At 38.1% G+C, this 19,831-nt stretch carries 21 protein-coding genes and 1 pseudogene; 15 read left to right on the top strand and 7 right to left on the bottom strand.

The annotated features are described in order from the left end of the window. Positions 1 to 44: 44 nt before the first annotated feature. A complete protein-coding gene (locus tag IGK96_RS09780) occupies positions 45 to 1,265 on the top strand; it encodes a 3D domain-containing protein (protein WP_002394334.1) in 1,221 nt (406 codons plus the stop codon). A gap of 96 nt (positions 1,266 to 1,361) precedes the next feature. Further along, positions 1,362 to 1,925, top strand: coding sequence for a GNAT family N-acetyltransferase (locus IGK96_RS09775; protein WP_002355832.1), 564 nt, complete (start codon positions 1,362 to 1,364; stop codon positions 1,923 to 1,925). Between the two features lie 184 nt (positions 1,926 to 2,109). Here IGK96_RS09775 and IGK96_RS09770 read toward each other — a convergent pair whose 3' ends face one another. After that, the gene (locus IGK96_RS09770; protein ID WP_002355833.1) at positions 2,110 to 2,634 is read right to left on the bottom strand and encodes an LURP-one-related/scramblase family protein; all 525 of its coding nucleotides are present in this window, start codon (positions 2,632 to 2,634) and stop codon (positions 2,110 to 2,112) included. A 53-nt stretch (positions 2,635 to 2,687) separates the two neighbouring features. Then, positions 2,688 to 3,557 carry a Cof-type HAD-IIB family hydrolase gene (locus tag IGK96_RS09765; RefSeq protein WP_002383369.1) on the bottom strand — a complete coding sequence of 290 codons (870 nt, stop codon included), beginning with the start codon at positions 3,555 to 3,557 and terminating at the stop codon, positions 2,688 to 2,690. Between the two features lie 133 nt (positions 3,558 to 3,690). Here IGK96_RS09765 and IGK96_RS09760 point away from each other — a divergent pair, with 133 nt between their 5' ends. From IGK96_RS09760 to IGK96_RS09740, 5 genes are all read left to right on the top strand, one after another. Next, positions 3,691 to 4,371 carry a uracil-DNA glycosylase gene (locus tag IGK96_RS09760; protein ID WP_002363309.1) on the top strand — a complete coding sequence of 227 codons (681 nt, stop codon included), beginning with the start codon at positions 3,691 to 3,693 and terminating at the stop codon, positions 4,369 to 4,371. A gap of 155 nt (positions 4,372 to 4,526) precedes the next feature. After that, complete coding sequence (gene pta, locus IGK96_RS09755; RefSeq protein ID WP_002355836.1) at positions 4,527 to 5,510, top strand: phosphate acetyltransferase; 984 nt, start codon at positions 4,527 to 4,529, stop codon at positions 5,508 to 5,510. 157 nt (positions 5,511 to 5,667) lie between these two features. Then, positions 5,668 to 6,147: a tRNA (adenosine(37)-N6)-threonylcarbamoyltransferase complex ATPase subunit type 1 TsaE gene (gene tsaE, locus IGK96_RS09750; protein ID WP_002395673.1), complete on the top strand. Its 480-nt coding sequence runs from the start codon at positions 5,668 to 5,670 to the stop codon at positions 6,145 to 6,147. Then, positions 6,140 to 6,661, top strand: coding sequence for a GNAT family N-acetyltransferase (locus IGK96_RS09745; RefSeq protein WP_002383374.1), 522 nt, complete (start codon positions 6,140 to 6,142; stop codon positions 6,659 to 6,661). Before tsaE ends, IGK96_RS09745 begins: the two co-directional genes overlap by 8 nt. A gap of 169 nt (positions 6,662 to 6,830) precedes the next feature. Then, on the top strand, positions 6,831 to 7,040 hold the full coding sequence (locus IGK96_RS09740; protein ID WP_002368185.1) for a hypothetical protein: 210 nt from the start codon (positions 6,831 to 6,833) through the stop codon (positions 7,038 to 7,040). A 73-nt stretch (positions 7,041 to 7,113) separates the two neighbouring features. Here the strand turns inward: IGK96_RS09740 and bopD are convergent, their stop codons facing one another. The 4 genes from bopD to IGK96_RS09720 are packed head-to-tail and all read right to left on the bottom strand — an operon-like array spanning position 7,114 to position 12,100. After that, on the bottom strand, positions 7,114 to 8,124 hold the full coding sequence (gene bopD, locus IGK96_RS09735) for a LacI family transcriptional regulator BopD (protein WP_002358859.1): 1,011 nt from the start codon (positions 8,122 to 8,124) through the stop codon (positions 7,114 to 7,116). A 23-nt stretch (positions 8,125 to 8,147) separates the two neighbouring features. Beyond that, on the bottom strand, positions 8,148 to 9,155 hold the full coding sequence (locus IGK96_RS09730) for an aldose epimerase family protein (protein ID WP_002405005.1): 1,008 nt from the start codon (positions 9,153 to 9,155) through the stop codon (positions 8,148 to 8,150). Then, a complete protein-coding gene (gene pgmB / locus IGK96_RS09725) occupies positions 9,145 to 9,813 on the bottom strand; it encodes a beta-phosphoglucomutase (RefSeq protein ID WP_075578602.1) in 669 nt (222 codons plus the stop codon). Before pgmB ends, IGK96_RS09730 begins: the two co-directional genes overlap by 11 nt. Continuing rightward, positions 9,806 to 12,100, bottom strand: a complete 2,295-nt coding sequence (locus IGK96_RS09720; RefSeq protein WP_085442978.1) for a glycoside hydrolase family 65 protein — start codon at positions 12,098 to 12,100, stop codon at positions 9,806 to 9,808. The genes pgmB and IGK96_RS09720 overlap by 8 nt, the downstream gene beginning before the upstream one ends. Positions 12,101 to 12,380: 280 nt before the next feature. Here IGK96_RS09720 and IGK96_RS09715 point away from each other — a divergent pair, with 280 nt between their 5' ends. Together IGK96_RS09715 and mapP are read left to right on the top strand one after the other, a co-directional pair. Continuing rightward, a complete protein-coding gene (locus IGK96_RS09715; protein WP_085442979.1) occupies positions 12,381 to 14,549 on the top strand; it encodes a PTS transporter subunit IIBC in 2,169 nt (722 codons plus the stop codon). 214 nt (positions 14,550 to 14,763) lie between these two features. Continuing rightward, on the top strand, positions 14,764 to 15,588 hold the full coding sequence (mapP, locus tag IGK96_RS09710) for a maltose 6'-phosphate phosphatase (RefSeq protein WP_002383379.1): 825 nt from the start codon (positions 14,764 to 14,766) through the stop codon (positions 15,586 to 15,588). 59 nt (positions 15,589 to 15,647) lie between these two features. Here the strand turns inward: mapP and proC are convergent, their stop codons facing one another. Then, complete coding sequence (gene proC / locus IGK96_RS09705) at positions 15,648 to 16,463, bottom strand: pyrroline-5-carboxylate reductase (RefSeq protein ID WP_002355848.1); 816 nt, start codon at positions 16,461 to 16,463, stop codon at positions 15,648 to 15,650. A gap of 126 nt (positions 16,464 to 16,589) precedes the next feature. On the opposite strand from proC, the gene IGK96_RS09700 reads away from it, so the two are divergent. The 6 genes and pseudogenes from IGK96_RS09700 to IGK96_RS09675 form a co-directional block, all read left to right on the top strand. After that, positions 16,590 to 17,552, top strand: coding sequence for a helix-turn-helix domain-containing protein (locus tag IGK96_RS09700; RefSeq protein WP_085442980.1), 963 nt, complete (start codon positions 16,590 to 16,592; stop codon positions 17,550 to 17,552). Next, positions 17,533 to 17,823 (top strand): hypothetical protein, encoded by a 291-nt coding sequence (locus tag IGK96_RS09695; RefSeq protein WP_085442981.1) that lies wholly within the window; start codon positions 17,533 to 17,535, stop codon positions 17,821 to 17,823. Before IGK96_RS09700 ends, IGK96_RS09695 begins: the two co-directional genes overlap by 20 nt. A 1-nt stretch (position 17,824) precedes the next feature. Next, the gene (locus IGK96_RS09690; protein WP_002403727.1) at positions 17,825 to 18,142 is read left to right on the top strand and encodes a nucleotide pyrophosphohydrolase; all 318 of its coding nucleotides are present in this window, start codon (positions 17,825 to 17,827) and stop codon (positions 18,140 to 18,142) included. 145 nt (positions 18,143 to 18,287) lie between these two features. Beyond that, positions 18,288 to 18,719, top strand: coding sequence for a VOC family protein (locus tag IGK96_RS09685; protein ID WP_002373575.1), 432 nt, complete (start codon positions 18,288 to 18,290; stop codon positions 18,717 to 18,719). 452 nt (positions 18,720 to 19,171) lie between these two features. Further along, entirely contained in the window at positions 19,172 to 19,537 is a 366-nt protein-coding gene (locus IGK96_RS09680; RefSeq protein ID WP_085442982.1) for a hypothetical protein, read from the top strand. Positions 19,538 to 19,549: 12 nt separating this feature from the next. Next, positions 19,550 to 19,825: pseudogene (locus tag IGK96_RS09675) on the top strand (hypothetical protein); the annotation flags it as partial. Positions 19,826 to 19,831: the final 6 nt, after the last annotated feature.

Genomic DNA, 19,831 nt, shown 5'->3' with positions numbered 1-19,831 from the left:
CCTGACTAGTATAATGAGTAGGTGTTTTAGATAAGTTAGGAAAGGTGTTGGATTTAGTGAAGGTTAAAAAGTTGATACCATTTTTAACAACAATGATGCTTATCAATTTTGGACTTCCAGTCGCTGCGGCAGCAGAATCACTTGATTCGTTGCAAGAAAAAGAAGCGCAAGCGAAACAATCTGGGGAGTTAATTAGTAAAGAAATCAATTCAGCCTTAGACGATGTAAATGCTAAATATGCGGAAATCGAACGTTTAAAAACGCAAATTTCGAAAGCGGAAGATACGTTGAAAACTTCGAAAGAGGAAATAGAAAAAACAGAAAAAAATATTTCTCGTCGTAAAGAAGCTGTTGGCGATCGTATGAAGGATATTCAATTAAATGGCGACCAACGTACTTGGCAAGCCTTATTAGATGCAGAAAATTTATCAGATTTCTTTAATCGGGCCTACGCCATGACCGTTTTACAAAACTTTGAACGGGAAAAGATTGAAAGCTTAACTAGCGAAAAAGAAAAGTTAGCTGCATTACAAGAAAAAGTTGAAAATACGCAAACAACTTTAAAACAAAATGAAGAGAAATTACAAGTTGAAGCTTCTTCAATGAATAATAAAGTCTCTGAGTTAAAAGAAAAAATGGCGGATAATGAAGAATTATTGGCTCAAATTTCGACAGACAAACAGAAAGAGCAACAACGCTTAGTCAGCGAAAAAGCAGCAGCTGAGGCACAGAAAAAACGTGCGGCAGAAACTGCCAAAGCAGAAGCAGCGAAGAAACAAGCAGCTGCCGACAAACAAGCGCAAGCAGATGCGGCGGCTAAACTAGAAGCCGAAGCTGCTGAAGAGTCAAGCAGTCAAGCATCAAGCTCTTCTACAAGTACGGAAAGCAGTAGCACTGAATCTTCAAGTTCAGCTAGTTCATCCGAATCGTCATCAACGACAGAATCATCGACAGGCGAATCATCAACACCAGGAACTGGCTCTGGTCGTGTGCTTCAGATGGAATCAACTGCTTATTCTTGGCGCGAAGCTGGTGCAAGTAATCTAAGTGCTACTGGTATTGACTTAAGTAAACAAAGCAATGTAGTTGCAGTCGATCCAAGTGTAATTCCTCTAGGTTCATTAGTGAAAGTCTCTGGTTATGGCTTTGCTATTGCTGGGGATACAGGTGGCGCTATTCAAGGAAATATTATTGATGTTCATTTTGATTCAGTAGACCAATGCCGTCTTTGGGGACGACGTCAGGTTACAGTAGAAATTCAATAATAAATTTGTTATACTAAAGACAAGATAAAAGGAATTGGCTAAGTCAGTAATGATAGTAGCCAGTTCTTTTTTAGTTAAATGTAAAGGAGAATTACAATGATTCGCTCGGCAACAAAAGAAGACGGTCAAGCGATTGCTCGGCTGGTCTTAGTTATTTTAAAAGATATGGAGTTACCAATTTTAGAAGAAGTCTCAGAAGAACAAATGATTGACCTGTTAGCAGAGGCAACGGCGTATCCAACCTATCGCTATGGCTATCAACGAATTTTAGTTTATGAACATGCAGGTGAAGTTGCAGGGATTGCTGTCGGCTATCCTGCAGAAGATGAAAAGATTATTGATGAACCTTTAAGAGAAGTCTTTAAAAAACATGGCTTAGCAGAAGATGTTCGGCTATTTATTGAAGAAGAAACCTTGCCTAATGAATGGTATTTAGACACGATTTCTGTGGATGAACGTTTCCGTGGAATGGGAATTGGTTCTAAGTTATTAGATGCTTTACCTGAAGTAGCTAAAGCTAGCGGGAAGCAAGCCTTGGGTCTAAATGTTGATTTTGACAATCCAGGGGCGAGAAAGTTATACGCAAGCAAAGGCTTTAAAGATGTCACAACAATGACTATTAGTGGTCACTTATACAATCATATGCAAAAAGAAGTGTAAAAATAGAGGTCGGGACAGAAGCGTTTAACTCCGAGAAATAAGAAGGAATTTCCGAAAATTGTTCTATAATTTTTGGATAATTTCGGCTTATTTCCGAAGGAGTTGCTTCTGTTCCCGCCGTTTATCAATTTTTAAGCCTGGGACAAAAATCCAAAGTGATTTTTGTCCCAGGCTCTATTTTTCATTAATCCGTTAAAGGATCAAAATCTAATCCAAAATCATCGGAAGTTTTTTGTTTTTTCTTATTATATAACCAGTAGTCAAGGACAGCTGCTATACAGATGCACAACGGTGCGTCCTCATCATTGGCAACAGTTAAAACAAAATAGTCGCCTGTACAAAGCATGGTTTTATCCATTGACATGATTTTTTTATGGACTTGATAAATTGAATATTGGTGCGCTTTGATATCCCCAACAACTGCCCAGTGAAGGCCTTGAACATAATAGAAATCAGCATTCAAATTGAACAGTTTCCGTAGAGTACCCACTTTTTCAAAACGCTGATATAACTCAAATCGTGTACCAAAAGTCCAAGAAACTTGTTTAATACTGGCTAAAATTTCTCCGTTCATTGCATATAAAGAAAGCGCATCTCCTCGTGTGCCCCAGCGCCCCACCAATAGAAAAAGTGAACGGCCTGCTTGGTCTTTCACGATGGTTCGCGTAACTTTTCCTAACTGTTGTTCTTGAATAAAAAATTCAGACACGACACGATCTCCTTTCTATATATATAAATGAGTGCTGTAACTGGTAGTGCTTATTACAAATCTTCTCTTATTGCACGCAGGATGGCTTCGCCAACACCATTTTCTAAATTAGTGGCTGTTTCATATTTAGCGTATTCTTTTAATTCCAGTTCGGCATTGCCCATTGCAAAACTTACCCCAGCCCATTGAATCATGCTGACGTCATTTAAATTATCACCAATAGTCATGACTTGTTCAGCGGGAATCCCACGTTCTTTAGCGACGCGCGCAACCGCAATCCCTTTTTGTGCTAGGCGGTGGTTAATTTCAATATTATTAAGCGCAGAAGAGGTAACAACCAAATCATCTAGTTCTTCTACTTCCATCCCAGCAGGACCTAATACTTTCGGCCCATCCATACTGAAGCCAATAATTTTAAGGACTTCAATCGAATCATCTTTTAAAATGTCGTCTAAACGATCAACGTAGGTAATATGCAATAAAGATAGGTGTGCTGAAGCCATGGCAATCGCCACTTTATAAGTTAAATGGGGCATGGATTCTGCAATATGAGCGGCAAAGTTTTCAATTCTTTTTTCTTGATGTTCAGAAAAAATACCTTTATTTGTAGAGATTTCATAGTAAACATTGTGTTGACTCAAAATAGTTAGTACTTCTGTTACTGTTTCTTTTTCGATCCCAGCCGTGAAAAGTGAGTGTCCATCTTTGTCAAACACTTGGGCGCCGTTTAAAGTAATCATGGCGCAGTCAATTCCAGCTTCTTCTAACGCGGGTTTCGCTTCGGTATATGCGCGGCCAGTAGCAACCATAAATTCGATTCCTAAACGTTCCGCTTCGCGAATTGCTGAAGCGTTATCATTTGTGATGCTCATTTTTGCATCTAAAAGTGTTCCATCCATATCTGAAGCAATTAATTTAATCATCGATTCTCTACACCTCATTATCTATTTAAAGCTTACCTATAGTTTACCACGTTTTTCCAAGAGAAAGTACCCAGAAATTTCTTGTCAGGTTTGGAGAAATTCGTTATGCTTAGAGAGCGAAGGAGTGAGCATTATGAAAGAAATTATTCACAATAGTTGGCAAACCGTTTTATCTGCTGAATTTGAAAAACCGTATTATCAAGAATTGCGGGAATTTTTGAAAAAAGAATATCAGACACAAACGATTTATCCAGATATGTATCATTTATTTTCAGCGTTAGAACTAACCCCTTTTGAAGAAGTAAAAGTAGTAATTTTGGGACAAGATCCATATCATGGACCCAATCAAGCACACGGACTAAGTTTCTCTGTCCAGCCAGGTGTGAAAGTGCCGCCATCTCTTGCGAATATTTACAAAGAATTACAAGCTGATTTAGGGTACCAACCCGTCAACCATGGCTTTTTAGAAAGCTGGGCCAAACAAGGCGTGTTATTATTAAATACTGTGTTGACCGTTCGGGCAGGTCAAGCCTATTCCCATCGAGGTAAAGGGTGGGAGCAACTGACAGATGTCATTATCGAAAAGTTGAATGAGCGTGAAAAACCCGTTGTTTTCATTTTATGGGGACGTCCAGCTCAAGAAAAAATTAAAATGATTGATACGACTCGGCATGTGATTATCAAATCGCCACATCCAAGTCCATTGTCAGCGCATCGTGGTTTTTTTGGCTCACGTCCGTTTTCTCAAGCGAATGCTGCTCTAGAACGTTTAGGGGAAACGCCGATTGATTGGCAACTTCCTGAAACAGTGTAGTGTAACAGTGTATGCTGTTATAGTGTAGAAGAGTTAGTTTGTGAAAAGCTTATCGGATTATTGGTTTTTTTGACTAATACAGCTAGAAAAAACTGTTATTTTCTTTGAGAATAGTGTATGATGGATTTTGTAAATATAAAACTGGAGGGTTTATCGTGGAATTATTCGATAGCTTAAAATTTAAAGTCGTACGCCGTAATATCAAAATTGTTTTCCCTGAAGCAACAGATCCTAGAATCTTAGGTGCTGCTGCCCGCTTAAAATCTGATGAATTAGTAGAACCAATCTTAATTGGTGATCCAACAGATATCGCAAATGCTGCTATGGCTCGTGGAATCAACACATCAAACTTTATTATTATCAACCCAAATGATTATGAAAAATGGGATGAAATGGTCGAAGCATTTGTTGAACGCCGTAATGGAAAAGCTACTAAAGAAGATGCTGAAAAAATTTTAAAAGATGTCAACTATTTCGGTACTATGTTAACTTACATGGGTATTGCTGATGGTATGGTTAGTGGTGCTATCCACTCAACAGGTGATACAGTTCGTCCTGCGTTACAAATCATTAAAACAAAACCAGGCGTAAGCCGTACAAGTGGTGCCTTCTTAATGATTCGTGGTCGTGACCAAGAAAGATATTTATTCTCAGACTGCGCGATTAACGTGAACCCAACTGCACAAGAATTAGCTGAAATTGCTGTTGATAGTGCCAAAACAGCTGAATTATTTGACATTGAACCAAAAGTTTCATTGTTAAGTTTTTCAACAAAAGGTTCTGCAAAAGCACCAGAAGTAACAAAAGTTGCTGAAGCTACAAAAATTGCGCAAGAATTAGCACCTGAATATGCGATTGATGGTGAATTACAATTTGATGCTTCTTATGTATCTTCTGTTGCACAATTAAAAGCACCCAACTCAAAAGTTGCTGGGGAAGCAACAGTCTTTGTATTCCCAGATTTACAATCAGGAAATATTGGCTACAAAATTGCTCAACGTTTAGGTAACTTTGAAGCAATTGGCCCAATCTTACAAGGATTGAACAAACCAGTTTCTGATTTATCACGTGGTGCAAACGAAGAAGATGTTTATAAATTATCAATCATTACAGCTGCTCAAACATTAATGAACGACTAATTAACTATGTCAAAGCATGATAAATAAGCAAAGTAGAAGTTGAGGTTCCCAGGACACTTGGGCCTCAACTTTATTTTTTTGAAGCTGCCACTAGTCAACTTATTGAATTTTCGGTATACTTTCATACATAGATTCTTGCAGATGGGAGGCAAAAAAAATGAACATTGTCCTGAACAATCCATTGGAAACAGAAGCAATTGCTAAAATCATTGGACAAAAGGCACAAGCTGGTGATGTAATTGTCCTGACTGGTGATTTAGGGGCCGGTAAGACGACAATGACGAAAGGGATTGCTTTAGGATTAGGCATTTCCCAAATGATTAAAAGTCCCACCTATACGATTATCCGCGAATATCCACAAGGACGACTTCCGTTATACCATATGGATGTTTACCGTGTTGAAGAGGGTGCGGATGAATTAGGGTTAGATGAGTATTTTGAAGGAGATGGGCTATCCGTTGTAGAATGGGGCAGCTTGATTGAAGAAGAATTGCCAGAAGATTATTTAGAAATTATTTTAAATAAAGATTCTCAAGAAGCTGACAAGAGAGTTCTTGAATTCCGTGGAACTGGTCCATTGGCAGAAGAAAGAATAGCAGAGATTCTGAAAACGTGGGAGGCTCGCGAATATGACTGAACAAACATTTTCTATTCGAGAAGCAGTGCCTACTGATGCGGATCAATTACTATCTGTGATGTCAAAAATTGGGAGTGAAACGCCCTATTTGGTAATGGATGAGCGAGGAATGGCCATGTCGACAACAGAATTGGCTGAAAATCTAGCAACACTCTATGAATCACCAAATAATGTTTTATTGGTGGCATTAGCGGGAAAAGCGATCATTGGGACCGCTTCTGTGTCTGCTTCTTCTAAAAAGCGGATGGAGCATATTGGTGAAATTGGCATTAGTATTTTAAAAGAGTACTGGGGCTATGGACTGGGCAGTATCCTGATGGAAGAACTTATTCGCTGGGCGCATGAAAGTCATGTTATTCGTCGCTTGGAATTAACGGTACAGGATCGCAATCAACGAGCGATTCACGTCTATAAAAAATTAGGGTTTGAAACAGAAGCAATTATGCCTCGAGGCGCCAAAACAGACCAAGGTGAATTTTTAGATGTTCATTTAATGCGTTTGCTGATTGATTAATTATTGGTTAATAATTTTAATTTCTTAAATAATCGAACGATAATTGCATGAAAAAACAAAATTTTCGCAATTATCGTTTGTTTCATATTTATTTTTCTGATATTTTTGTTATAATTATAGAAGAATTTAACGAAAAAATGAAAATTTATTTTGGGAAGGAATGTAAGAAATGGCGAAGGCAACGAAAATGAATGTTAACTATCGAGAGTCGATCTTGGATCGTGCGTATCGTTTAGAGCTAATAAAAAAAGACGAATATGTAAAACATCAAGAAAAATTATCATTATTAAATGAAAAATTGTCTGACGGGGAACCAGCTCAATTTGATGCAAAAGAAGAAACGTTTTGGAAAAAAATTTCGCAAAAAGTTATTTTATAAAAGTAATACATACGAATAAGAGCGTACACATAGAAAGAAGCGTAAGCAGTTTAACACTGCTTACGCTTCTTTTTTAATGAATAGGAATAACTGTTTCACGCTTAATTAATTTGTGAGGAATAACGAGACGGACACCATTCGTCAATTCTTCGTGGATTAATTCATATAATTTTTTCATCGCCATTCGACCTAATTCTGACGTGTCGATGTCAATGCTTGTTAGATAAGGATGTGTCAATGTTGAAAAGATTGAGTTGTTAAAACTAATAATGGATAACGTTTCAGGAACTTGATAACCATAGATTTGCGCAAGTTGCATCGTCCGCAAAGCAAAGATATCATCAATCACCACCAACGCCGTGGCATTATTTTGATGAAGGATATCATCGAAAGCCATGTAATCTTCAGGTTTTTCTAACGCAACGCTTGGTAAAACAGTTAATCCTTGCATCATCATTGCTTTTTGATAACCAAAGTAACGTTCAAAGTACAAACTTTCATGCGTTGTATTGGTCACAAATAAAATATTTTTATGGCCGTTTTCAATTAAAAATTCCGTCGCTTGTTTCCCTAATAATTGATTATCATTATCCACGTAAACTATTTCCGTTTCATGTTGGTAAGGTTGACCAATTAAAGTAAAGGGAATGTTATTTTCATATAAGTAATCAATGACGGGGTCCTTACTATCTGAATACACAAGAATAAAACCGTCCACTTGCTTTTGAAGATGCATTCTTTTAACGTTTTCCAATAGTACATCAAAACTTTTGGCAGTTGCAATAGCAGTAGTCATATCATAAAGACGGGCTTCCTCGTTGATGGCTTCCATAATTTCTAAATAAAATGGATTCCCTAACCGTTCTTTCGAATCTAAAGGAGGTAAAATTACGCCAATGGCACTTGAAATTCGTTTACCCAAATTCCGTGCCGTCATATTTGGCACATAGCCTAAGTCATCCATGACTTTTCGCACTTTCTTTTTTGTCGATTCAGAAATACTTGGATGATCGTTAATGACACGCGAAACGGTTGAAGTTGCAACCCCCGCTTTCTTAGCGACATCTTTTACTGTAATTGCCATTTTTGCCACGCCTTTCTTAGTGATTATAGAAGGTTAAATTGATAAACCGTTTGGTAGGTTTGCTTTTTATTAGCTGGTAATAAAATAGAGCCCCACTGAGGATGATGAACAATGTCTGGATACTCTTGTGGTTCAATTGCTAAGCCATAGTTTGAATGCATCGCTTGTCCATTAATAGAAAAAGGAGCCTCAAAACCAGTCGTAGAAAATAATACCATACTTTGGTTCGTTGTTGCTATCGTCATTTTTCTTCCAGAAGTAGGTTCTTGTAAGCATAATTGTGGCTGTCTTAAGTCAGAGCCAACTAAGGGGAAAACATCATCTAACCCAGTTGGATAGCGTTGGAGGATTGTTTCGATAGGTGTCAGTTCATTAAAACGTATGGATAGTTCAGAAGCTGGTAAAATCCGTCCAGTAGGCAGCTTATTATCGTCTAATTCTAACATACCTTGACAGTTCAAAGATAGCAAATGTGACAGAATGTCTAACTTTCCGTCGCCAGATAAATTAAAGTAGGCGTGGTTTGTAGGATTAAAAAGTGTTTCCTGTTTACTCCGTCCAGTACTGATCATTCGTAAATGATTATCCTCTAGCTGGTAGGTGATGGTGGCCTCAATTGGTCCGGGATAGCCAGAAAGGGTGTCGGTTAAATGAAAAGCAACGCCAATGATATCCTTTTTTTCAAAGGGCTCGACTGTCCAATATTGAAAAGACCACCCCTTTGAGCCACCATGGATATGATGACCGTCGCTATTTTGTTCTAATATTCCATTTTGCCAATGGCCATTACGAATGCGTCCAGCAACTGGTCCAACAGTGGCGCCAAAAAAGCTTTGATCCTTTAATACATCTTGATACGAATCATACGATAAAAGGATATTTTCCCAATGATTATTTTTGTTTGGCATCAAAAGTTGATGGAGGCGCGCGCCATAATTGAGAAGAACGACTTCTAAAAAGTCGTTCTTCAAAGTAATTTTTTTTAAGTTTGTGTTTGGAATATCGGTTACGGTGATACGATTATCCTTCATGATCAAGCCACACTTTTTTTAAGTAATCAAACGTTAAAGCGCTCGTCTCTGGCACGATGGGCAACCCTTCGCCTAACTCTTCTTTGCGGCCAACGCCAACAGGTTGCGCTCCGCTAGCAAGAATCGCTTGAATCCCAGCTTTGGCATCTTCAATGCCAAGACATTCTGCTGGTGTCAAATCAATTTCTTTCGCAGCTAAAATGAAAATATCTGGAGCGGGTTTGCCTGCCTGAACGTCTGCTGGATTAGCAATGGCATCAAAAAGGGGCATCAATTGCATTTTTTCTAAAAGGAAAGGCCCATTTTTACTTGCAGAAGCCAAGGCGATTTTAATATTGGCTTCACGTAATTCCGTTAATAGAGAAAGAATTCCTGGGTAGACATCTTCAGGCGTAATCGCTTGGATCATTTCCAAGTAATAATCGTTTTTCCGTTGCGCTAACTGGGCAAATTCTTCAGAAGAAAACGTGCCTTCTTTTTTTCCGTATTTTAACAGTAACTGCAGAGAATCTTCACGGCTTACACCTTTCAATTGTTCGTTGAAAACACGGTCAATGGAAATTCCAATTTCGTTCCCTAATTTTTTCCAAGCGTGGTAATGAAATTCTGCTGTATCAGTAATAACGCCATCTAAATCAAACAAAACGCCTTTAAACATGAACTTCTTCCTTTCTAATCGGTAAAACTAATCGATCTTTTAATGTGTATTTTTGATCGTAAACAGTTAATGGAATTGAAGGGCCGTCGAGTAAAGTGAAGGCCACTTGGTCTGCTGAAACTTCAACAAATAGTAAACGATTCCGATAATTAATGTGGAACGAGTAGGCTGTCCATGTCGCTGGTAAAAAGGGTGCAAATTTTAGTTGTTGATGGTCCGTTTTCATTTGGGCAAAACCTTGCACAATCGCTAGCCAACTACCAGTCATTGAGGTAATGTGTAAGCCATCTTCTGTATCATTATTGTAATTATCTAAGTCAAGGCGCGCTGTTCGTTGATACATTTCCACTGCTTTTTCTTCCATGCCTAATTCAGCAGCTAATACAGCATGAATGCTTGGTGAAAGGGAAGATTCATGGACAGTCATTGGTTCGTAAAAATTAAAGTTCCGGCGTTTTTCTTCTAAAGAAAAGGCGTCATTAAAGAAATAAATTCCTTGAAGAACATCGGCTTGTTTAATGAAACAAGACCGCAAAATTTTATCCCATGACCAATGTTGATTTAAAGGCAGCTCACTAAGTGGTAAATCAGAAACAGGCATTAAATCTTTATCTAAGAAAGTGTCATGTTGTACAAAAATGCCTAATTCATTATCCACTGGGAAGTACATATTCTCTACAATGTCTGCCCATTTAGCTAATTCGTCGTCTGCAATTTTGAGCGTTGTTTCTTCTTGGAATTTTAAATAAGACTCACGTGTGTAACGTAGAACCCACGCAGCGATGGTATTGGTATACCAGTTATTGTTGATATTATTTTCATATTCATTTGGCCCCGTTACGCCATGAATCATATATTGTTTATGACGTTGGGAGAAGTGGACCCGATCTGCCCAAAAACGAGCGATTGCCACAAGCACTTCTAGACCAGCATCTTTTAGATAGTCTTCGTCTCCTGTATAGTTGACATAATTATAAATCGCATAAGCAATCGCACCATTTCTGTGAATCTCTTCAAAAGTGATTTCCCATTCGTTATGACATTCGACACCAGTAAAAGTAACCATTGGGTAAAGCGCACCCTTTAACCCTTGTTGTTGGGCATTATGAATGGCTTGAGGCAATTGATTGTGGCGATATTTCAGTAGATTTTTAGTAACTTCGGGCTTAGCCAACGCCAAGTAAAGTGGGACAGCATATGCTTCGGTATCCCAGTATGTGGCACCGCCATATTTTTCGCCAGTAAAGCCTTTTGGTCCGATATTTAAACGATCGTCTTCACCATAGTAGGTTGAGAAAAGTTGGAAAAGATTAAAACGAATGCCTTGTTGGGCTTCGTCATCTCCTTCAATAACAACATCAGCTAATTGCCAACGTTTTGCCCAAGCGGCAGCTTGACCAGCTTTTGCTTCAGGGTACAAGGTAGTCATTTCTGCAAATAATTCGTTTACTCGTGTGATTTGTTGCGTTTCTGGCACATCACGACTGGTAACGACAAGCACTTCTTTTGTGATGGCGGTCGTTTCGCCTTCGTTTAAAGACACTGTCAATTCTGCGGTTAAGGCCAAGGGCTGTTGTGTATATGTAGGCACAACAGAGGCTCCATCGATGAAATGGCGCATACCTGCAGTCACTGTAAAACGCTCTATTTCAAAATTGTTAGGAATGGTCTTAGTCGTAACAAAGCCAAGTGTTTCTTGTGTTTCAATAGCTCTTTCTTCCCAAAAATGTTCTTCATAATTGCTGTCTTCATTTTGAACATCGCCATCCAATTTTGAGTGAAGAGTGATTGTGCCTGTACCTTCCAGCATTTCAATTGTTAAGTGGATGTAAGCTGCTTCTTTTTTTTCTAAGCTTAAAAAACGTTCAAAAGAGAAGCGCACTTTGTTCTTCGGTGTTTGGATGGTGAATTGCCGAGAAAGGACCCCATTTTGCATGTCTAATTCTAAAGAAAAATCTTCGTAAGGTGTAGTGGCTAAATCAATTGTTTGTCCATCAATTTGTAAGTCCATTGCGATGAAATTAATTGCGTTAATCACTTTGCCGAAATATTCAGGATAACCATTTTTCCACCAACCAACACGTGTTTTGTCTGGATACCAAACACCTGCTAAATAGGTTCCTTGATGGTGGTCGCCAGAATAGTGTTCTTCAAAATTTCCCCGCATCCCCATATAGCCATTGCCAATGCTCGTTAATGATTCTTGTAAACGTAAATTTTCTTTATCTAAGTGTGTAGTACGGATTTTCCAAGGATCAATTTGGAATAAACGTTTGATTTGTTTCATGAGAATCCCCCTCAGTGATTTTATTGATAGGTCTATCATAAACGCAACCGATTGCATTAGTCAATAGTCAATGCTTAAAAAGTGTAATCTTATGAATAAAAGCTGAAACAAAGGTAGGTTAGAAGGAGCTTTATTTGCTTTATTAAAAGACAAAATAAAAAAGGATTAAGTAGTAGGGAATTGTTTTCCACAATATTTTTGAAATTAAAGCATTTACAAAAAGGAAACAGGAGTATATAATGGCAACATAACGAAACCGATTGCGTAAGGAGTGGCAGGAATGAAAAAAATGTTTAGTTTTGAGTTTTGGCAAAAATTCGGGAAAGCTTTAATGGTCGTTGTGGCAGTAATGCCCGCAGCGGGTTTAATGATTAGTATTGGGAAATCGCTTCCTTTAATCGATCCTAATTTAGGCTTGTTAGTAACAACAGGCGGAGTTCTGGAGAGTATCGGTTGGGCAATTATTGGCAACTTACATTTACTATTTGCGTTAGCAATAGGTGGCAGTTGGGCCAAAGATCGTGCAGGTGGCGCATTTGCAGCGGGGATTTCTTTTGTTTTAATCAACCGTATTACTGGAGCCATTTTTGGTGTAACAAATGAAATGTTGGCAGATGAACAAGCTTTCACGCATACCTTATTTGGCACCAAGATTATGGTGAAGGGATTCTTTACAAGTGTCTTAGAAGCCCCAGCATTAAATATGGGTGTCTTTGTAGGGATTATTGCTGGTTTTGTCGGTGCGATGGCTTACAACAAGTATTACAATTATCGGAAATTACCAGATGCGCTATCATTTTTTAATGGTAAACGGTTTGTCCCATTTGTCGTTATTTTGTGGTCAACAATTGTCTCAATTGCATTAGCACTTATTTGGCCAAATATTCAAGCGGGAATTAATAATTTTGGGTTATGGATTGCGCAATCTCAAGACAGTGCACCTATTTTAGCGCCATTCTTATATGGAACGTTGGAACGTTTGTTATTACCTTTTGGGTTACATCATATGTTGACGATTCCAATCAACTATACACAATTAGGTGGAACGTATGAAATTTTATCTGGTGCACAAGCTGGAACCCAAGTTTTTGGTCAAGATCCTTTATGGTTGGCTTGGGCAACAGACTTAGTGAATCTTAAAGGCGCTGGTGACATGAGCAAGTATCAGTTTGTCTTAGAAAATTGGACACCAGCTAGATTCAAAGTAGGCCAAATGATTGGTTCTTCAGGGATTTTAATGGGGATGGCTTTGGCGATGTATCGTAATGTCGATGCAGATAAAAAAGCTAAATATAAATCAATGTATTTTTCTGCTGCTTTAGCTGTTTTCTTAACTGGTGTGACAGAGCCGTTAGAATTCATGTTTATGTTTGCTGCAGTGCCGCTTTATGTGATTTATGCCGTGATCCAAGGTGCTGCTTTTGCAATGGCTGATATTTTACCATTGCGTGTGCATTCGTTTGGAAATATTGAATTGTTAACAAGAACACCGCTAGCAATAAAAGCTGGTTTAGGTGGCGATTTAATCAATTTTGTTTTAATGGTCATCATTTTTGGTGTTGTCACTTATTTCTTAGCCAATTTCTTAATTAAAAAATTCAATTACGCAACACCTGGAAGAAATGGAAACTATGACAATGATAACGGCGAAGAAATCGCATCTGGCGCGGCTGGTTCAGGTGTCGTCGATCAGCAAATCGCGCAAATTGTCTACTTACTTGGTGGTAAACAAAATATCAAAGAAGTTGATGCGTGTATGACACGCTTACGTGTCAGTGTAAAGGATCGAGAAAAAGTCGGTTCGGAAGAGGCGTGGAAACGGGCAGGCGCAATGGGCTTGATTGTGAAAGATAATGGCGTTCAAGCCGTTTATGGACCAAAAGCCGATGTTTTAAAATCCGATATTGAAGATTTACTAGCTTCCGGCGTTGACATTCCAGAACCGGTTATAGCAGAAAGTACAGTAGGAACGCCAACGACGAATTTCTTAGCCAAGAAAAAAGATTTCGTGGCTGTGGCGACAGGGGAAGTTATTCCAATGGCGCAAGTCAATGATCCTGTCTTTTCACAAAAAATGATGGGGGATGGATTTGCAGTTAAGCCTCTAGAAGGAGAGGTGGTGGCACCAATTTCGGGGAAAGTCCTAAGTGTTTTCCCAAGCAAACATGCGATTGGGCTACAAACAGAAGAAGGCATCGAAGTACTTGTCCATATGGGGATTGATACAGTTGAAATGGCAACTCCTGCTTTTGAATCTTTTGTTAAAGAAGGACAATCATTGAAAGCTGGGACGAAACTAGCTAAAATGAACTTGGATGTGATTGAACAAGCTGGCAAAGAAACAACGATTATTGTCGCTTTTACAAACAGCGACAAAGTGGAACAAGTAGTTATTCATCAACTAGGAACCACCACTGCGGGAACTGTAATCGGACAGATTGAAATTTAAATGATTAGGTATGAGGTCGGGACAGAACCGTTTAACTCCGAGAAATAAGAAGGAATTTCCGGAAATTGCTTTTTAATTTTTGGATAATTTCGGCTTATTTCCGAAGGAGTTGGTTCTGTTCCCGCCGTTTATCAGGTTTTGCGCGTGAAGCAAAAATCCAAAGTGATTTTTGTCCCACTCACAGACCTAATCACATGTAAGAGAAGGTGAAAAGATGAATCTTTTAACAATCAATACTCATAGCTGGTTAGAAGAAGAACCGTTAAAAAAATTAGAGGAGATTGCCAAGGTGATTTTATCTTCTGAAAGTGAAATAATTGCCTTACAAGAAGTGAATCAGAAAGTCGCTTCCAAGAAAGTGCCGTTAGAACAGTTAACTACTTTTTGTCCCGTAGCGACCCAAACACCGGTCCATGAAGATAATTTTGCATATCTAATCGTTCAATATCTAGCTGAAAAAGGCCAACACTATTATTGGAGTTGGGAAATGAGCCACATTGGTTACGCTATTTATGAAGAAGGGAACGCACTACTTTCGAAATGTCCGTTGACTAGTGAAGCTCTCCTTATTTCAGAAAGCCAAGAACCAACGAATTATCGAACAAGAAAAATCTTAGTAGCGGAGACAGAGAGTTCAAAAGGTACGCTTACTGTTGTCTCTGGTCACTTTTCTTGGTGGGAAACACCCTGTACAGGTTTTGCCTATGAATGGCTACAATTAGAGAAATACTTAGCGACGGGGCAACAACCGTTAGTCATTTTAGGCGATTTAAACAACCCAGCTGGTACAACTGGCTATCAATTAGTGGAAAATAGTTACTTGCCGATTCAAGATGCATTTGTTGTAGCGGAAGAAACAAGCGGTGAAGCGACAGTAGAGAAAAAAATAGATGGCTGGGAAGAAAATGAAGCAGCCTTGCGGATTGACTACGCATTTGTTCCAAAACAGTGGCACGTACGAAAATATGAAGTAATTTTTGATGGTAGGAAAACACCGATAGTCAGTGATCATTTTGGCTTACTCATTCAACTAAAATAAGAAAAAGCGCTGAATTTTCAGCGCTTTTTCTTATTTATTCGCTCATGTAACTATTCTTCTCAGTCTTGTTTGGCTAATTCTTGATCCCGAAGGATGGTGGCCTCAATCCCTTTGATGACTGTTGAAATAAACGCATTGTTTTCTAATTCGACAATCCCAGCAACCGTGGTTCCACCAGGAGAACTGACTTGGTCGATTAAAGTCCAAGGATTCTCTGTGCTATTTGCCAAAGTTTGAGCGCTGCCTAGTACAGCTTGTGTGGCAATTTCTAAGGCCAACTCTTTGTTCATACCATTTTTAACGGCTGCTCGGGCAATCGAATCAATAAATAAGAAAGCATACGCAGGAGTGCTACCTGCAATAGCAGTAAAAATCGAAAAATACTGTTCCTCTAATTCCCAGGCTTGGCCAACTGCTCGAAACAATGATAAAACAGTCTGGATGTCTTCAGGGGATGCAAAAGCGTTGCCACAAACAGCTGCTGCACCTGCGCCAATCAATGCATTCATATTGGGCATCACACGAACGAGACGAAGCGGTTGGGTAGTCTCAAACAGTTGATACAATTCTGCAATAGTCGTACCTGCTGCAATGGAAACAATTAACGGTTGCTTGTCTAAAATTGCTTCTTTTGCTTCAAGTAAAGCTGCTTGAACGAATTGCGGTTTCACCGCTAAAATAACTAAGTCAGCTACTGCAATGGCTTCTTGTGGTGAAGCAACCGCGTGTGCACCAATTTCTTGTGCAAAAGCGGCGGTTTTTTCGACTTGAATATCATAAAAATAAAGATTTTCTGCGGCAATAAATTGCTTTTTTAGCGCACCTTTGGCAATGGCGGATGCCATATTTCCAGCACCGATAAAACTAATTTTCATAAAAAATTCCTCCTAAAAACTGTTGAATCTCTTTTTTCGTGTTACCATGTATCTAGTATAGAAGGAAACGCCAAAGAAAAAAATAGAGGGAGTAAAGTAAAAAGTGTTGGATTATGAGGTGATTAATTGGCAAGCAAAGAAGAACAATATGCAGCATTTTATCAGTTTTTAGAGACCTTAGATTGTTATTTAACCACTACCAATGCTCTTGAGAATGAAGTAGCGCAATTTAAGGAAAATCCGCATCGAGAAATTGCGGGCTTTATGCTGGTATCTTCGGAAACAATTGACGTTCCGAAAGGATTTATTCGGATGCTCTATTGTTTAGAGCAAGATGGCAATGCTTATTTGGATCAACAAAGGTGTTCGTTTTCGGCTGGCCAAGTCATGATTGTCAATGAGGCCACCTCGGTTAGCTATCAGGGGCAAGGAATGTCTATGATTATATTTTATTTTAAAAAGCACTATTTTCTTGATACGCTCTTAAACCAGCTGGCGGAAGAACCAGTCATGTATCGTTTTTTTACAGAAATTGCTAGCAGTGAATTTGAAAACATTCCTCGATATTTTGTTTTTGCCAGCCAGCCAAATTCGGATGTTCACGTCTATTCGCTATTATTACTGAAACAAATTGTGAAAATGGCCTATTTTAATAATAAAGTGACCAAAGCGGCCTTTGTTTTGCTGGTGGTGGAACTAGGTCAACTGCCTAGAGAAGCTTTAAAGATGCAAGATAATTATTTGTCGAATCATCAACGTGTTGAGGTGATTTTAGCGTATATTGAGCAACAGATTGCGCATGTCACTTTAGCAGAAGTCGCCGCTAAATTTCATTTTCATCCGAATTACTTATCGAATTTTTTAAAAGACAAAACAAACAAAACGTTTACGGAAATTGTCTTAGCCTACCGAATCCAATTGGCGAAAAACTACTTGAAGCAAACAGATTTATCGATTCAAACGATTGTTGAACGAATCGGCTATCAAGACAAAGCCTTTTTTTATAAACGTTTTAAAGAAGAAATGGGCATGACCCCAAAACAATATCGACAGAAAGAGGGAATGGCAGATGTACGAAGAAGTCTTTGAAGAATTTCAGTTAACTGTAGTAGAATTACCAATCGAATTCGTTGATGATTTGCCTGTCTATCGCGGACACTTAAAAGAATTAACGTTTCTTTCAGCGGAAGCCTCTTCACGAAAAAAACTCTACCAACAGCTTTTACAGGCTTATTTGTTGTATAGAGAAGAGAATCAAGCAGTTGTTGAAGAGGAAGAAATAACCTCCTCATTATTGTCTACAGAACAGTTATTAAAATACTATGATGGTGAAACGTTCGATGGGTTTCAGTTGCCATAAAATGAATAAGAAAGCAGGGGAACAGATGGATACAATGGCAAAAATTAATCAATTTCGTGATGAAAGAAATTGGCGCCCCCACCATAATGAAAAAGATTTGGCGCTCTCAATTTGTTTAGAAGCGGCAGAATTGTTAGAACTTTTTCAATGGAAAACAGCAGAAGAAGGCATCAAACAAGAAGAACGAATCAAAGAAGAATTGGCTGATGTTCTCATTTACTCCTACATGATGGCTGATAATTTAGGGTTTGATTTGGACGAAATTATCGAAGAAAAGTTGAAGAAAAATGCGGTGAAATATCCAGTGCCAGAAAAATAAGTGTTGAAACAAATGAATCGAAGAACTTCTAAAAAAGAATAATGAAGTGGAAAATAGCCAGTATTAAGAAATTCTGAAGGGTTTGCGGAAAACAGAAATAAAAAGTAGCTTTCTGCTGCAAAAAAATTTTAAGGAGGAACAATCAATGATTACAGGCACAGAAATTGATTTTATTGTTAGTGATAGTTTAAAGGCATTAGCTTTATATAAAGAAATCTTTGAGGTCCATGTAGTTGAAGCGACAAAGTATCCTGTTGGAAGGAATGAAGTAGTGTTTAACTTATATGATACTCGGTTCCATATGTTAGATGCTAATGAAGAATTTGGTTTAAATGCACCAGATTCAGAACATCCCAATACAATTTGGTTCAATATCACGGTAGCAGATATTGTGCAAACTCATAAAAAAGCCTTAGCAAATAAGTGCATTGAGATGCAACCAGTTACAGAAATGATGGAAGGAGCTATTCAAAATTCGTTATTTGTTGATCCATTTGGTTACATGTGGATGGTACATCAAATTAACCAAGAACTAAATTTTGAAGAGCGAACAGAAATTTTAGAAAAAGAAATGTAGTAAGGAGAGGTCGGGACAGAAGTGTTTAACTCCGAGAAATAAGAAGGAATTTCCGAAAATTGTTCTTTAATTTTTGGAGAATTTCGGCTTATTTCCGAAGGAGTTGCTTCTGTTCCCGCCGTTTATTAGTTTTTGAGCGTGGAGCAAAAATCCAAAGTGATTTTTGTCCCACGCTCTTTTTTTATTTTACAATAGAAGTAAAATACCAATGATCCTGTAGTGATCAACAAGACAGTAAAAAATTGGAGATAGAAAGTTAGTGTGTCATAGAAATACAGCAATATTCTCTAATAATTAATCTAACGTTAAAAAAATTGAGAAAATGCCAGATTGATTTTTGATAAACTGTAAACAAAGAAAAACTGGCTGTAAAAATATTGATAAATCAATGGAATAAAAGGAGAAAGCGAAAGATTAATTCTTGTATGTAGATACAAAGGGAGACTAAATGAATGAAAAATAAAAAGCGAATAAACTTCGGTGTTTTAATCGCAACAATACTAGTAGTAGCCATAATCGGCACGATTGGAGTGAAAAAGATGACTGAACCAACAGAAAAAGAAAAACAAATTGCTTTTTTGAAAGAGCATGAAGAAGAAATGACGGAGTATATTAAACAATCAGAGTTAGATAAAGTGGCCAGTGTTGAGTACCTTTGGAATACGGTTAAATCAGATAAAGGCATGGCATTTACAAAAGAATTTTTAACAATTAAAACCAATATTTATGACGGAAGAAATATAAAAATAAATGGTTTTTGGATTAATATTTTTGTAGACAATGTGAGAGATCCTAAGAAAATTAGTAACATAAATTAAAGGAGAATATATATGAGTGATTTAGCAAATTATTATAATGTTTATGCCAATTTATCCCAAGCTTCGTATAAAGGGCGACCTCAGTCTAAATCGTTAGCTAAACTTGACGATAATCAATTGAAAGAAATGGAGATAAAAAAACATGCAACATTCCATTTTCCCAACGCCAAAGACGCCCATGGAAATGATGCTAGCACTGTCTATCTCCAACCCGACAACGCTATAAAAACAATCAAAGAAAAAAACTGGGTACGTAGGGAAATGGTTTATAAAAAAGGATTATCAACATAGAAA

Source organism: Enterococcus sp. DIV0682, from assembly GCF_051712685.1.
In the GTDB taxonomy this organism is placed as follows: Bacteria; Bacillota; Bacilli; order Lactobacillales; family Enterococcaceae; genus Enterococcus; species Enterococcus faecalis.
The sequence above is the reverse complement of the archived record's forward strand: the minus strand, read 5'-3'. Positions and strand labels throughout refer to the sequence as shown.

Coding starts and splice junctions, on each gene's coding strand:
- IGK96_RS09740 (WP_002368185.1), top strand. CDS start 6,831: ATGGCGAAGGCAACGAAAATGAATGTTAACTATCGAGAGTCGATCTTG.
- proC (WP_002355848.1), bottom strand. CDS start 16,463: ATGAAAATTAGTTTTATCGGTGCTGGAAATATGGCATCCGCCATTGCC.
- IGK96_RS09765 (WP_002383369.1), bottom strand. CDS start 3,557: ATGATTAAATTAATTGCTTCAGATATGGATGGAACACTTTTAGATGCA.
- IGK96_RS09680 (WP_085442982.1), top strand. CDS start 19,172: ATGAAAAATAAAAAGCGAATAAACTTCGGTGTTTTAATCGCAACAATA.
- IGK96_RS09760 (WP_002363309.1), top strand. CDS start 3,691: ATGAAAGAAATTATTCACAATAGTTGGCAAACCGTTTTATCTGCTGAA.
- IGK96_RS09720 (WP_085442978.1), bottom strand. CDS start 12,100: ATGAAACAAATCAAACGTTTATTCCAAATTGATCCTTGGAAAATCCGT.
- mapP (WP_002383379.1), top strand. CDS start 14,764: ATGAATCTTTTAACAATCAATACTCATAGCTGGTTAGAAGAAGAACCG.
- IGK96_RS09730 (WP_002405005.1), bottom strand. CDS start 9,155: ATGAAGGATAATCGTATCACCGTAACCGATATTCCAAACACAAACTTA.
- IGK96_RS09745 (WP_002383374.1), top strand. CDS start 6,140: ATGACTGAACAAACATTTTCTATTCGAGAAGCAGTGCCTACTGATGCG.
- IGK96_RS09695 (WP_085442981.1), top strand. CDS start 17,533: ATGTACGAAGAAGTCTTTGAAGAATTTCAGTTAACTGTAGTAGAATTA.
- IGK96_RS09715 (WP_085442979.1), top strand. CDS start 12,381: ATGAAAAAAATGTTTAGTTTTGAGTTTTGGCAAAAATTCGGGAAAGCT.
- IGK96_RS09775 (WP_002355832.1), top strand. CDS start 1,362: ATGATTCGCTCGGCAACAAAAGAAGACGGTCAAGCGATTGCTCGGCTG.
- pgmB (WP_075578602.1), bottom strand. CDS start 9,813: ATGTTTAAAGGCGTTTTGTTTGATTTAGATGGCGTTATTACTGATACA.
- bopD (WP_002358859.1), bottom strand. CDS start 8,124: ATGGCAATTACAGTAAAAGATGTCGCTAAGAAAGCGGGGGTTGCAACT.
- tsaE (WP_002395673.1), top strand. CDS start 5,668: ATGAACATTGTCCTGAACAATCCATTGGAAACAGAAGCAATTGCTAAA.
- IGK96_RS09690 (WP_002403727.1), top strand. CDS start 17,825: ATGAATAAGAAAGCAGGGGAACAGATGGATACAATGGCAAAAATTAAT.
- IGK96_RS09685 (WP_002373575.1), top strand. CDS start 18,288: ATGATTACAGGCACAGAAATTGATTTTATTGTTAGTGATAGTTTAAAG.